Below are 13,485 nucleotides of genomic sequence, written 5' to 3'. Positions count from 1 at the left end.
TCATCCAGTCACTTTGTTTGATATTTTCTAGCTTATCAAATCAGGCTGAGTGGTCTCAGCAAAAGCAAGGGCGTTAGCGCATATAAAGCGCAGCCCCAATCCCGGGAGGATGTATGCAGGATATTTCAAACTTAAATTCGATTTTTGGTGATGTGCAGGCTTTGCAAAGCAAGTTCAAATCCAGACTGGCTGATGCAGAACAGGGTGCCGACAAGTTCAAGGCGGCATTGCAGGCAGCAGTCAAGCCAGAAACCAAAGCTGAACTGGTGAGTACTATCAAGGAGAAAGCCGCTGACCTTGGTGCAGATACCAAGACCACCGACCTGGCAGCGCAAATACAGGCGACACTGACAGCCTTGCGCGAGCAATTGCAGGCGCCGCCGCCTGCTGTGCCTCCTGCGGCGGCAAGCACGGTGGCAGCAGTCACTGGCGCGTCAGCGAGTTCAACAGCAGTAGCCAGTGTCAGCGATACAACTGCCAGCAGTAAAACCACGGCTGCCGCAAGTAAACCTGCTGCCACGCCGCCAGCTGCTCCCACCACGACCATTGCCGCAGTCAACCCTACTCATGCCCCTTACAGGGTGTATGACCCGGCCAATCCATCGGCTTTTGTCTCGCCATCCAATCCCGGCGGTGGCCCCAATCTGCTGGCGGCAGACCTGGTCTTTAATACTGACCCAAGGCCGGATTCAGTGAATTCGATCAAGCGCCCGACAGCAGAGCAAGGTTCGGCTGAATGGGGTGATCAACTTAAAAACTATGAAGTCGCTTATGAAAAATTAAGCAAAGAAAATAATGACTGGAACCAGAAAAACATAAAAATGCGTAACCAGACACTGGCGGCTTCACCTTATGCAGCATTTGTTACTACTACCGGTGCGGTTAATCTGGCAGCGCAAACCGATCCTTTTTATCAGGCTATGCTGGCTGACCCGACCAGGGCACCCGCCTAGTTTTACTGAAGTTCTAAAGTCACTGGAACCCGTCAGCTAATCTGGCGGGTTTTTGCTTTGTGCTTGCACAAAACCACCTGAAAAAAATAATTTTCAAACGGCTGGAATAAAGACTGCTCAGCTTACGTATATCCCTGTGTAAGCAGTTTGCGCGTCAAATGCTGCTGACATTCGTTTAGCCACCTATACTTCATTTACATTTTCAGGAGACTTTTGATGAAAACCAGACAAATTTGCCTTGCCCTGCTGACTAGCGCCACATTCATCGCCGGGTTGGCCCAAGCCCAGTCCGCACCCAAGGTCGCAGATGGCATACTCGTCAGTGATACTGGCATGACTTTATACAGCTTTGACAAGGACGTTGCTGGTAGTGGCAAAAGCACTTGCAACGGCCCTTGCGCAACCAACTGGCCGCCAGTTGCCGTACCCGCCAAGCTGCCATCCGGTAAATATTCTGTCGTCACCCGCGATGATGGCAGCACCCAACTGGCGTATGACGGCAAGCCGCTGTACCTGTATGCGGCTGATAAAAAAGCCGGTGAGCGTACTGGCGACAATTTTAAAAATGTCTGGCACCTGGTCAAGGAATAAAGCGTGTCGTGCGATAAATTTCAAGCCACTTAATGTCTGACAAATGAGTCAGTCAGATAGCCGCAGCCAGTTACTGGCCTGCATCCCCCGCCTGCGCCGCTATGCGCGTGCGCTGGTGGGTGACAGGGCGGGCGCGGATGATCTGGTGCAAGACACCATGGAACGCGGTTGGCTGAAGCTGGGCTCATTCCTGCCGGATGGCGATATGCGCGCCTGGTTATTCAGCATCATGCACAATCTGCGGCTGGATCAACTGCGCAAGCCATCGCTGACTACGGTAGAGCTCGATGATGAAGACGCATCCTTGCCCGCCATGGCCGCCAGCCAGAGTCATGGCCTGGAATTACGCGACCTGCAGGCAGCATTGCTGCAATTGCCGCTGGAGCAGCGCGAAGTATTATTACTGGTCGTGCTGGAAGAAATGCGTTACGAAGATATTGCCCTTACTTTGAATATCCCTTTGGGAACCGTGATGTCGCGGCTGTCGCGTGGCCGCGAAAAACTGCGTGCCATTATGGAAATGCGCGCTACCAGTACAGTCTTGAAAGTCGTCAAGTGAACAAGGCCAGAACATGAAACACGAGCCCATCAGCGAAGCAGACTTGCATGCCTATGTCGATGGCCAGTTATCTGCCGCCCGCCTGGCAGAGGTAGAAGGCTATCTGCAGGCGAACCCGGCTGAGCAGGAAAAAGTGTCTGCCTGGCGCAAACAGAATGCTGGCCTCCATGCCTTGTTTGATCCTGTTGTTGATGAACCTGTGCCCGCCCGGCTCAGTTCAATACTGAGACCAGCTATTGCGGCAGCCAACCAGCCTGTCTGGGGCTGGCGTCATCTGGCTGCCGGTGTCGCCATTGCCTTTGTCAGTGCCAGCAGTGGCTGGTGGTTGCATGCACGCAGTGATGCCAGCGCGGTACTGGCTCAGGCTGATGTGCAAAAAAATGGTGTTCATGGCGCGGCAGGCTTTGCCCATCAGGCTGCGGTGGCGCATCTCGTATATAGTCCTGACGTGCGCCGCCCGGTAGAAGTGGGGGCAGAGCAGGAAGAACAACTGGTTGCCTGGCTGTCCAAACGCATGGGCAGCCCCATGCGTGCACCCAAGCTCGGCAAACTATCGTATGAGCTGGTTGGTGGCCGCCTTTTGCCGGGCGGCACTGGCCCGGTCGCACAGTTCATGTATCAGGATGCGACCGGCCAGCGCCTGACCCTGTACGTCAGCAATGACCAGGTGCAAAACAAGGATACCGGTTTCAAATTCCTGCAAGATGGCAAGGTCAATGTGTTTTACTGGGTCGATGGCAAGTTTGGCTATGCCTTGTCGGGCAGTATCAGCAAAGCAGAACTCGCACGCATTTCCAATGCCGTCTATGAGCAACTGGAAAAACCTTCCTGAGCCAGTTCCATCGTCCAAGAGATTTGTCACGCTAAGTAAATTCAGGTGACAGGCTTGCCGAAAATATCTATTCTTTCCTCCTTCTATGCCAAAGCGGTCTTTAATGACAGTGCTTGGTAAAATTCAGCAAGACAGGCAGCAATGTTGTTGCCTGCCAAGGATGGGATATTTGCATGCGTAAATGGACATTGACAGGATTATCGGCAGGCTTGTTTTCAGGCGTATTGTCCGGCTTGTTATGGAGTAGCGCCGTATTCTTGCCTGTGGCAAGTGCCCAGGCTGCATCGGCAATCCCAAGTTATACCTATGAAGTGGTGCATGCGTACCCGCATGACCCGAATGCCTTCACCCAGGGTTTGTTTATCAAGGATGGCTTCTTGTATGAAAGTACGGGTTTGCAAGGTCGCTCTACCGTACGCAAGGTCAGGCTGGAAACCGGTGAAGTCCTGCAAAAAATGGATCTGCCCAGACAGATTTTTGGTGAGGGTATCACCTGGTGGGACAAGCGCATTATAGGCATCACCTGGACTACCCAGGCGGGTTATGTGCTTGATCTCGACACTTTCGCCTTCCAGAAAGAATTTACCTACAAAGGCGAGGGCTGGGGCCTGGCCCGCAATGATAAAGAAATCATCATGAGCGACGGCACCTCAGAATTGCGTTTCCTTGACCCGCTCACTTTGCGCGAGACCCACCGCATCAAGGTCACCGCTGACGGCAAGGCAGTAGATCAGTTGAATGAACTTGAATGGGTAAAGGGCGAGATTTTTGCGAACATCTGGCAAACCGATAACATCGCCCGTATTGACCCCAAAACCGGCAAGGTCATAGGCTGGATCAATTTGAACGGCTTGCTCTCCATGGGCGACCGCATCATGGGTAACCCTGATGTCCTGAACGGCATCGCCTATGATGCGGCCAAAGACAGGCTGTTTGTGACCGGTAAATTGTGGCCCAAATTGTTTGAAATCCGCTTGATCAAGCGCTAGACCTGATGATGAATAAAATTCTGTATTTCCTGCTGTCCGGTTTGTTGCTGAGCGCAGCCTCGTCGCATAGTCTGGCGTCTGATGCCAGGCTGGAAAACCAGCTCATCCTGGCCCTCAAAATCAAACCGGATGGGCAAGACAGGCAGGCCGAATCCAGACCTGTGATACGGGCTTACCAGCAAGCGGCCATCATCAGTAAAAAGCCGCAGCAGCGTGCCGATTACATTGATTTTTATCTCTTGCAAAAACCAGCCAGCTTCATGGGACATACATTGATTTTGCTGGAAGAAGAATACATGGATAAGTATGTAGGCTGTTGTGTCAGCCCTGGCCTTGGCCTGGTGCTGCAAGTAGAAGCTGATACGCGTCCACTGCAGGATTTCGCCGAGAAAAATGCCTGTACCTTCAAACCACATGCCGATGTGTTCGATACCCTGAAAACCTATGGCATCAGACATAAGTTACCCAAAGCCGATTACGCCTCACTTAGTTGCCGTGAGCGGGATGCGCAAAAATAAATATGGGCAGACTAGTCTGCATGGGTATTGATCGCTTGTATATGATTGCCTTTTTGTATATAAAGTAAGTCTCGTCGGCCCCGTCGTTTCCATCCTGAAAGGAAAGCGTCATGTCTGAGTCTTACCGTACCCCGTCTGATATCCATCCCAGCCTGATTTATGATGATGCGCCTGCCGCCATAGACTGGCTGGTCAAGGCCTTTGGTTTTACCTCCCGCTTTGTGGTGCCTGGCGAGGGCAACCGGGTAGAACATTCAGAATTGAGCCTGGGCACAGGCGTCATCATGGTGGCTTCGCCCAAGGCCGAGACGCATCATGTCAGCCCCAAATCCTTGACCGGTATTTCGCAGGCGCTCAGCGTCTATGTGGATGACCCGGATGCCCATCATGCACGGGCCATTGCCGCCGGTGCCAAACTGGTGCGGCCACTGCAAACCGAGGATTATGGTGCCAGGGGTTATATGGTGCTCGATCCCGAAGGGCATCTGTGGTATTTCGGCAATTACCGGCCCGGTGAATACTGGCAGGCCCAGACAAACTGAAGCTCGGTTTTATTTATCATTTTTGGAGACATGCTCATGCATAAAGGTAGCTGCCACTGCGGCAAAATCGCATTTGAAGTAGAGGGTGAAATAGACAGCGGGCTGGCCTGTAATTGTTCCATTTGCCAGCGCAAGGGTTCGCTGCTGTGGTTTGTACCATTCACGAATTTGCACTTGCTGACGCCGGAAGAGGCCGCCAGTACCTATATCTTCAACAAGCATGTGATACAGCATAAATTTTGCCCCACTTGCGGCATGCATCCATATGCCGAGGGCGTCGATCCCAAAGGCAACAAGGTGGCAGCCATCAATCTGCGTTGCCTGGAAGACATAGACCTGGCAGCCATACCTGTGCATCACTATGATGGCCGTGCTTTATAAAAAAGGATGAAGATGTTCAAGAAATATTTGGGCGCGGCCAGTGTATTGCTGGCCATTGCCAGTCCGGGATTATTGCCTGCACATGCAGCCGACTCCACTGATGCAAAAAACGCCGCCCTGGTCGCACAATTGACGAAATTGTCTGACGACTGGGATGCCGCCATCGTCCGCAAGGACAAGGCGGCGATAGAGGCCAATATGGCGGAAGATTTTCGCCAGATAGATGGCGACGGTGATCTTGAAACCAAGACCAGTTTCGTCAATGGCCTGGTATCAGACAAGCTGGAAATTGATCCCTACAAGGTAGAAGATTTTGAAATACGCCTGTATGGTAATGTCGCCCTGCTCAGTGGCCGCACAAAAATGACGGGACGATACGATGGCAAGCCCTTCAAATTACATTACCGCTATATCGATATCTATGCACAGCGCGACGGCAAATGGCAGATAGTTAGCGTGCAGATCAGTAGAATACCGCAGCAATAAAAATATCGCCTCAGATTACGTGTGAGTACGTGTGAGAGCGTGGGCGGGGCGACATTTCTTGACGCTTATTTGATGACGAAGCGCAAGATTCCATCATCCCCCGTTACCCTGCGCAAGACACCGTCATACCAGAGCTTGTGCAAATGAGCCAACGCTTCGCCTATAGCGAAAGTCAGCTGGTGAGAATCGAGCGGACGGCGGAACATGATGGGGACGATGTCCATCGCTGATTGTGGCGTGGCACAGGCGAGCTTCACTTCTTCCAGGCGCTCGGCATGATGGTCTTGCAATTGCCGTACGCGAGTATGCAAGCCCTTGAAGGGTTTGCCATGCGAAGGCAGGATAAGCACATCTTCTGGCAGTGGCAGGTATTTTTGCAGAGAATCCATATACTGCTGCACGGGATTGGCTTCCGGCTCTATCGCAAATACCGAGACATTGGTAGAGATGCGCGGCAACAGCATATCGCCCGAGATCAGGATATTCAGCTCTGCGCAATATAGCGAAGCATGTTCAGGCGAATGCCCAAAACCGGTGATGACTTGCCAGTGACGTTGGTTGATGATGACATCCAGGCCTTCTTGCATGCGGTGGTAGGCGATTGGCACGGTAGGCACCAGTCTGGTGTAATGGGTTTTTCTCTCCTGTATCTGTTCCTGCATGTCGCTATCAACCAGGCCATGCTTGCGAAAGTGCGGGAACATGGCCGTGCCGTCCGCACCCGGCAAACTGGCCGACATCATGCGGGCAAAGGCATATTCGCCTGCGGTCATCCATAGTTGTACATTCCAGCGGCTGCACAGCCAGTCGGCCAGGCCTATGTGGTCAGGGTGACAGTGGGTAGCGATGACGCGGATGATGGGCAAGCCGCGCAAATGGTTGTTCAGGTCGCCGAACAATATCTCCCAGGCATCGCGGGTAGCGTCACTGGCGATGCCGCAATCGACTACTGTCCAGCCACGCACCTTGCCCTGGCTGGTTTCCAGCTCATCTTCCAGCAGCCACAGATTGATATGATTCAGCGCAAAGGGCAGGCCCATGCGTATCCACAGCACGCCTGGGGCGATTTCCATGGTCTTGCCGGTGTCGGGCAAGGTCTCGCCAAAAGGGTAGTGGAGTTGTTGTTCCAGTAAGTTCATGGTCGTCTCTGTTGTTATTGTGGTGGCTATGTTTTCTCATTATGGATGACTCCAGAAGCACTGGAATAGCCTACAATGCGATTTAAAACTATTTGACGTTAACGTCAACTGCATCAAGTGCAGATTGTAATCAGAAAACTGTTTCTGTGTTTTTCACCAGATTGACCATGGCCACCTATACCATTACCGAACTTGCCCGCGAATTTGATATTACCCCGAGGGCGATACGCTTTTATGAAGACCAGGGCTTGCTGAGCCCCAGCCGTGAAGGGCCGGGTGGCCGCAACCGTGTTTATACAACGCGGGAACGCACTCATCTGAAGCTGACCCTGCGCGGCAAACGCCTGGGCCTGAGCCTGTCGGATATCAAAAGCCTGGTCGATATGTACCGTTCTCCCAAGGATACCGAAGTACAGTTGCAGAGTTTCCTGGTGGTGTTGGCCAGGCACAGGGCGGCGCTGGAACAACAGCGGGAAGATATAGAGATCATGCTGGCAGAAATCAGCGCACATGAAGAAAAAAGCCGCAGCTTGCTGGGTCAACTTGATCATGCAGAAAAATAAATCCTGCTTAATAAGATTAATAAGATTGACAAGAACGTCATGGGCTATATGGGCATTTTGATAATGTTCATGCCTGGCTTGCGGACGAAAAGCATCAAATGATTGAATTGACGTTTACGTAAACGTCAATTAGACGTATTATTTTTGCCTGAGATGGTTTTTCCTTGGTTATTGAGGGTTTTATGAGCAATCAGGCAACGCAGCAAAGCACAGCGACACTGGATCACAAACTGGCCCTGAGCTTGCTGGAAAGCTTCAATGCACAGGGCGCTTTGATGGCCTGGAATGCCCGCCTGACCAGCATCACCCCTGGCGCATGTGAAATCAGCCTGCCTTTCAGTGAGGTAGTCAGCCAGCAGCATGGCTATTTCCATGGTGGCGTGATTGGTACGATAGCCGATGCGGCAGGTGGCTATGCCGCGAATACGCAACTGATGCCGGTGAGTGAGTGCTTAACTGCAGAATACAAGATCAATATCGTTGCACCCGGCAAAGGCGACACTTTGATTGCCCGTGGCAAGGTCTTGAAGGCAGGTAAAACCCTGGTGGTATCCAGTGCAGAAGTGTTTGTGGTGGACAAGGGCCAGGAAAAACTCTGTGCCATCATGCAACAGACCTTGTTTGTGATACCCAAGGCAGAATCCAGGATGTAGGCTACAGGCTTAACAAGGCTGGCATGCTTGATCACAAGTCAACATAAGCCAGCAAATTTTAATTTTATAAAAGTGTGAGGACGACATGCTCCATTTACCAGGTTTGACTTTTGATCACGGCGAAGACATCGCCGCTTTGCGCGAAGCCGTGCAGCAATTTGCCCAGGCAGAAATCGCCCCGCGTGCCGCCGAGATAGACCGTAGCGACCAGTTTCCCATGGATTTGTGGCGCAAGATGGGTGAGCTCGGTATCCTGGGTGTGACAGTCAGTGAAGAATACGGCGGCGCCAACATGGGCTATCTGGCCCACATCATTGCCATGGAAGAAATTTCCCGCGCTTCTGCCTCTGTTGGCCTGTCGTATGGTGCGCATTCCAACCTGTGCGTTAACCAGATCAAGCGCAATGGTACAGAAGAACAAAAAGCCAAATACCTGCCAAAACTCATCAGCGGCGAACACATAGGCGCGCTCGCCATGTCCGAGCCAAATGCCGGTTCCGACGTCGTCAGCATGAAGCTGAGGGCCGACTGGAAGGGTGACCGCTGGGTCTTGAACGGCACCAAGATGTGGATCACCAATGGTCCCGATGCCGACACCCTGGTCGTGTATGCCAAGAATGACCTGGAAGCTGGCCCGCGCGGCATGACAGCCTTCCTCATAGAAAAAGGCTTTAAAGGCTTCAGCATTGCGCAAAAGCTCGACAAACTCGGCATGCGCGGCTCGCACACAGGTGAACTGGTATTTGAGGATTGCGAAGTCCCGGCAGAAAACGTACTCGGTGGCCTGGGCAAGGGCGTTAATGTCCTGATGTCTGGCCTTGACTTTGAACGTACCGTCTTGTCTGGTGGCCCTCTGGGCATCATGCAAGCCTGTATGGATGCAGTAGTACCTTATGTGCATGACCGCAAGCAATTCGGCCAGCCTATTGGTGAGTTCCAATTGATGCAGGGCAAACTGGCGGATATGTATTCCACCATGATGGCATGCAAGGCGTATGTGTATGCAGTTGGTCAGGCTTGCGACCGCGCCACCACGCCAGAAGCAGTGCGCGCCCTGCGCAAGGATGCTGCCGGTGCGATTTTGTATTCCGCAGAAAAAGCTACATGGATGGCTGGCGAAGCGATACAGACCCTGGGTGGCAATGGCTACATCAATGAATACCCGGTAGGTCGCCTGTGGCGCGATGCCAAGCTGTATGAAATCGGCGCCGGTACCAGCGAGATACGCCGCATGCTGATAGGCCGCGAATTGTTTGCTGAAACCAAGTAACAGGGATTGTTGTAAACTGAGTCAATTTATATGACACATTTGCATATCACTACACCGCTGCTGGAACACCGCGCTCTTTCAGCCAGCCTGGGCAAACAAGTCTGGCTGAAAATGGAAAACAACCAGCCTTCCGGTTCTTTCAAGTTGCGTGGCATAGGCCTGATGTGCCAGCGTGCGGCAGAGCAGGGGGCAAAACACTTTGTCTGCCCTTCTGGTGGCAATGCCGGTTTTGCTGCCGCCGTTGCAGGCGTGGCCCTGGGTTTGCAAACCACGATCGTCGTGCCGCAAACCACGCATGAAAGTGTGCGTGCGGCAATACGGGCAATAGGCGCGACAGTCATTGTCGCGGGCAGCGTCTGGGATGAAGCCAATCAGGAAGCTTTGCGCCTGTGCGAGCAGCCGGGTGCCGTGTATATCCCGCCGTTTGACCATGCTGATATCTGGGATGGCAATGCCACAACGATAGATGAAGTGGCGGGCAAGCTCGACTTTGATGTCGTCATCTGTTCCGTCGGCGGCGGCGGATTGCTGAGTGGCATCGCCCTCGGTCTGGAGCGCAATGGCCTCGGCCATATCCCCATCATCGCGTCAGAGACTGAAGGCGCAGCTTCCCTGCATGCAGCCGTGCAGGCAGGTGAACTGGTGACTTTGCCAGCGATTACCTCGATTGCCAGCACCCTCGGCGCGAGACGTGTTGCACAACAGGCATTTGACTGGACGCGCAAACGCACCGTGCACACTGTGACCGTCAGCGACGCCCAGGCTGTGCAGGCTTGTCTGGCTTTTGCCGACGATATGCGTACCCTGGTGGAACCGGCCTGCGGCGCAGCCCTGGCAGTTGCTTATCAGAACTTGCCAGTACTGGCTGAGTATAAAAAACCGCTGATCGTGGTTTGTGGTGGGATCGCCGTGGATTTGGGTAAACTACAGGCTTGGAAAAACCAGTTCCATTTGATCTGAGCCACCTACCATGCCCCACACCCATTTCCCCAAATTGCTGTCTTCACAAATCGCCTTTGATATCGCCAGGACGATACTCGATGGTTTTGACAGGCATTACCATTTGTTCAGGGCCAGTAGTCAAAGAGCAAAGCAGCAATTTGAAACGGGTGACTGGCGCGCCGCACAAATCGCCGCGCGCGAGCGCATAGGGTATTACGACACGCGCGTGCGCGAATGCGTGCAGGCACTGGAAGATGAATACGCAGAAGAAGACCTCAGCGACGAAGTCTGGCGCGAAGTCAAACTGCATTACATGGGCATGCTGATCGATCATCTGCGCCCTGAGCTGGCTGAGACGTTTTTCAATACCGTTTGCACCAAGCTTTTGCACAGAAATTACTATCACAATGATTTTATTTTCGTGCGCCCGGCAACCTCGACCGAGTATCTGGAAAGTGAAGATACGCCACCAAGTTATCGTGTGTATTACCCGGCGACCGATGGCCTGAGTTTTACCATCAAGCGCATCGTCACGAATTTTCAGCTGAATGCCAGGTTTGAAGACCTGGACCGTGATGTGGCCCTGGTAGAAGCACGCCTGCGTGAAAATTTTGGCCCCGCCAAGCTGGAGCCAAATCACCAGATACAGGTATTGGCCAGCCTGTTCTATCGCAATAAATCAGCTTACATCATAGGCAAGGGCATCAATGGCAATAAGGAATATCCTTTTGTCATTCCCGTCATGCACAAGCGCAAGGGTGAGTTGGTACTCGATACCGTGATTTTTGACACCATGCTCATCACGGTGCTGTTCTCTTTTACACGCGCCTATTTCATGGTCGATATGGAAGTACCATCGGCCTATGTGCAATTCATACGCAGCATCCTGCCCAAGAAGCCGCGCAGTGAAATCTACACCATGATAGGCCTGCAAAAGCATGGCAAGAATCTGTTTTACCGCGACTTTCTGCATCACCTCAAATATTCCTCCGACCGCATAGAAGCCGCACCCGGCATACGCGGTCTGGTGATGCTGGTGTTTGCGTTGCCGTCTTTTCCGTATGTGTTCAAACTGATCAAGGACAGTTTCCCGCCACCCAAGGAAACCACCAAGGCCTTGATCAAGGAAAAATACCTGCTGGTGAAGAACCACGACCGCGTGGGCCGCATGGCGGATACGCTGGAATATTCTGATGTGGCTTTTCCACGTGCGCGCTTTTCAGAAGAACTGCTGGCAGAGATCAGGCAATATGCACCGTCGCTGCTGGAAGTGAATGATGATGAAGTCGTCATCAAGCATCTGTACATAGAACGCCGCATGACGCCTTTGAATATCTGGCTGACTGAAGCCGAACAAAGTGGTGACATGGCAGGCATGGAGCATGGTCTCAAAGAATATGGCAGCGCCATCAAGGATCTGGTAGCCGCTAATATTTTCCCTGGCGACATGCTGTACAAAAATTTCGGTGTCACCCGTCATGGCCGTGTCGTCTTTTATGACTATGATGAAATCGAATACATCACCGACTGCAATTTCCGCAAGATACCTTTGCCGCGTAATGAAGAAGACGAGATGTCTGCCGAGCCATGGTATCCGATTGCAAAAAATGATGTCTTCCCCGAACAGTTTGGTACCTTCCTGCTGGGGAATAAAAACGTCAAAGAATATTTTATGAAGCACCACGCTGACTTGCTGACCGCCGAATACTGGCAAGCCCGCAAGAAGCGCATAGTCGATGGCAAGGTGGATGATGTGTTTCCGTATCCGCAGGAAATCCGTTTTTGCAATCAGACCAGTACAACAAGTTAAGGCTGTGCATGTTTGTTGACATGCCTCCCGTCATTAGCCAGGCAATTTTGTTGCCTATATTAATTGGAGAGTAAGATGAGTGATCCTATCGTAATCGTTGGTGCAGCCCGTACCCCCATGGGTGCTTTTCAGGGCGATTTTTCTTCCCTGACAGCCAGTCAGCTCGGTGCAGTTGCCATCAAGGCCGCTGTTGAACGCGCCGGTGTCAAGCCAGAGCTGGTAGAAGAAGTCTTGTTCGGTAACTGCCTGATGGCAGGCCAGGGCCAGGCCCCGGCACGCCAGGCTTTGCTGGCTGCGGGTTTGCCAGTGTCCACGGGTGCAGTGACTTTATCCAAGATGTGCGGCTCGGCCATGAAGGCGACCATGATGGCCTTTGATTCCATCAATGCCGGCAGCAATGAAGTCATCGTCTCCGGCGGCATGGAGTCCATGACCAATGCCCCTTACCTGATCCCCAAGGCACGCGGCGGCTACCGCATCGGCCACGGCATGATGTATGACCACATGATGCTTGATGGTCTCGAAGATGCCTATGACAAAGGCCGCTCCATGGGCACCTTTGCTGAAGACTGTTCAGCCAAATACAACTTCAGCCGTGAAGAGCAGGACGCATTTGCGATTGCCTCCGTCAAGCGTGCGCAGGCGGCAACTGCCGATGGTTCTTTCGCATGGGAAATCGCCCCAGTGACAGTATCAGGTCGTGGTGGCGACGTCGTCATCGACAAGGATGAGGGCCCGCTGAAAGCCAAGCTCGACAAAATCCCTGCGTTGAAACCAGCCTTCAAAAAAGACGGCACGATCACTGCTGCCTCTTCTTCTTCCATCAATGACGGCGCTGCAGCACTGGTCCTGATGCGTGAATCCAAAGCCAAAGAACTGGGCCTGACACCAATCGCAAAAATCCTCGGCCACGCCAGCAATGCGCAGGAACCAGGCTGGTTCACCACAGCACCGGTGGGCGCCATCCAGAAGCTGTACAAAAAACTGGGCTGGACAACGGATGATGTTGATCTGTTTGAAATCAATGAAGCTTTTGCGACCGTGCCTATGGCAGCCATGAAAGAACTGGGCATCCCGCATGACAAGGTCAATGTACATGGCGGTGCCTGTGCGCTGGGTCATCCTATTGGTGCATCTGGTGCGCGTATCATCATCACGCTGATGGGTGCCTTGAAGAAGCAGGGTAAGAAACGTGGTGTGGCTTCGCTTTGTATTGGCGGTGGTGAAGGTACGGCTTTGGCAATTGAAATGGTATAA

At 52.7% G+C, this 13,485-nt stretch carries 16 protein-coding genes; 15 read left to right on the top strand and 1 reads right to left on the bottom strand.

The window, feature by feature from the left end; all coding sequences use genetic code 11:
* Positions 1-113: 113 nt before the first annotated feature.
* The 9 genes from UNDYM_RS27050 (at position 114) to UNDYM_RS27010 (ending at position 5,851) form a co-directional block, all read left to right on the top strand.
* Complete coding sequence (locus UNDYM_RS27050) at positions 114-953, top strand: hypothetical protein (protein WP_162043922.1); 840 nt, start codon at positions 114-116, stop codon at positions 951-953.
* 216 nt (positions 954-1,169) lie between these two features.
* The gene (locus UNDYM_RS27045; protein WP_162043921.1) at positions 1,170-1,544 is read left to right on the top strand and encodes a hypothetical protein; all 375 of its coding nucleotides are present in this window, start codon (positions 1,170-1,172) and stop codon (positions 1,542-1,544) included.
* A gap of 43 nt (positions 1,545-1,587) precedes the next feature.
* The gene (locus tag UNDYM_RS27040; RefSeq protein ID WP_162043920.1) at positions 1,588-2,103 is read left to right on the top strand and encodes a sigma-70 family RNA polymerase sigma factor; all 516 of its coding nucleotides are present in this window, start codon (positions 1,588-1,590) and stop codon (positions 2,101-2,103) included.
* Positions 2,104-2,116: 13 nt separating this feature from the next.
* On the top strand, positions 2,117-2,935 hold the full coding sequence (locus UNDYM_RS27035) for an anti-sigma factor (RefSeq protein WP_162043919.1): 819 nt from the start codon (positions 2,117-2,119) through the stop codon (positions 2,933-2,935).
* A 173-nt stretch (positions 2,936-3,108) separates the two neighbouring features.
* Positions 3,109-3,924 (top strand): glutaminyl-peptide cyclotransferase, encoded by an 816-nt coding sequence (locus tag UNDYM_RS27030; protein ID WP_162043918.1) that lies wholly within the window; start codon positions 3,109-3,111, stop codon positions 3,922-3,924.
* 8 nt (positions 3,925-3,932) lie between these two features.
* The gene (locus UNDYM_RS27025) at positions 3,933-4,442 is read left to right on the top strand and encodes a hypothetical protein (RefSeq protein WP_162043917.1); all 510 of its coding nucleotides are present in this window, start codon (positions 3,933-3,935) and stop codon (positions 4,440-4,442) included.
* Positions 4,443-4,552: 110 nt separating this feature from the next.
* Positions 4,553-4,984, top strand: a complete 432-nt coding sequence (locus UNDYM_RS27020; protein WP_162043916.1) for a VOC family protein — start codon at positions 4,553-4,555, stop codon at positions 4,982-4,984.
* A 30-nt stretch (positions 4,985-5,014) separates the two neighbouring features.
* On the top strand, positions 5,015-5,365 hold the full coding sequence (locus tag UNDYM_RS27015; RefSeq protein WP_162043915.1) for a GFA family protein: 351 nt from the start codon (positions 5,015-5,017) through the stop codon (positions 5,363-5,365).
* 12 nt (positions 5,366-5,377) lie between these two features.
* Positions 5,378-5,851, top strand: a complete 474-nt coding sequence (locus UNDYM_RS27010; RefSeq protein WP_162043914.1) for a nuclear transport factor 2 family protein — start codon at positions 5,378-5,380, stop codon at positions 5,849-5,851.
* Positions 5,852-5,916: 65 nt separating this feature from the next.
* Here UNDYM_RS27010 and UNDYM_RS27005 read toward each other — a convergent pair whose 3' ends face one another.
* Positions 5,917-6,990, bottom strand: coding sequence for an MBL fold metallo-hydrolase (locus UNDYM_RS27005; protein WP_162043913.1), 1,074 nt, complete (start codon positions 6,988-6,990; stop codon positions 5,917-5,919).
* Between the two features lie 167 nt (positions 6,991-7,157).
* Here UNDYM_RS27005 and UNDYM_RS27000 point away from each other — a divergent pair, with 167 nt between their 5' ends.
* The 6 genes from UNDYM_RS27000 (at position 7,158) to UNDYM_RS26975 (ending at position 13,485) form a co-directional block, all read left to right on the top strand.
* Positions 7,158-7,553 carry a MerR family DNA-binding transcriptional regulator gene (locus tag UNDYM_RS27000; RefSeq protein ID WP_162043912.1) on the top strand — a complete coding sequence of 132 codons (396 nt, stop codon included), beginning with the start codon at positions 7,158-7,160 and terminating at the stop codon, positions 7,551-7,553.
* A gap of 182 nt (positions 7,554-7,735) precedes the next feature.
* Entirely contained in the window at positions 7,736-8,206 is a 471-nt protein-coding gene (locus UNDYM_RS26995) for a PaaI family thioesterase (RefSeq protein WP_162043911.1), read from the top strand.
* An 85-nt stretch (positions 8,207-8,291) separates the two neighbouring features.
* Positions 8,292-9,476, top strand: coding sequence for an isovaleryl-CoA dehydrogenase (locus UNDYM_RS26990; RefSeq protein WP_162043910.1), 1,185 nt, complete (start codon positions 8,292-8,294; stop codon positions 9,474-9,476).
* Positions 9,477-9,506: 30 nt separating this feature from the next.
* Positions 9,507-10,436: a pyridoxal-phosphate dependent enzyme gene (locus UNDYM_RS26985; RefSeq protein WP_162043909.1), complete on the top strand. Its 930-nt coding sequence runs from the start codon at positions 9,507-9,509 to the stop codon at positions 10,434-10,436.
* A gap of 10 nt (positions 10,437-10,446) precedes the next feature.
* On the top strand, positions 10,447-12,228 hold the full coding sequence (gene aceK, locus UNDYM_RS26980) for a bifunctional isocitrate dehydrogenase kinase/phosphatase (protein ID WP_162043908.1): 1,782 nt from the start codon (positions 10,447-10,449) through the stop codon (positions 12,226-12,228).
* A gap of 75 nt (positions 12,229-12,303) precedes the next feature.
* Entirely contained in the window at positions 12,304-13,485 is a 1,182-nt protein-coding gene (locus tag UNDYM_RS26975) for an acetyl-CoA C-acetyltransferase (protein WP_162043907.1), read from the top strand.

This window comes from Undibacterium sp. YM2 (genome assembly GCF_009937975.1).
GTDB lineage: Bacteria > Pseudomonadota > Gammaproteobacteria > Burkholderiales > Burkholderiaceae_D > Undibacterium.
Note: the sequence above shows the minus strand (reverse complement) of the source record. Positions and strands in the feature narration are given on the sequence as shown.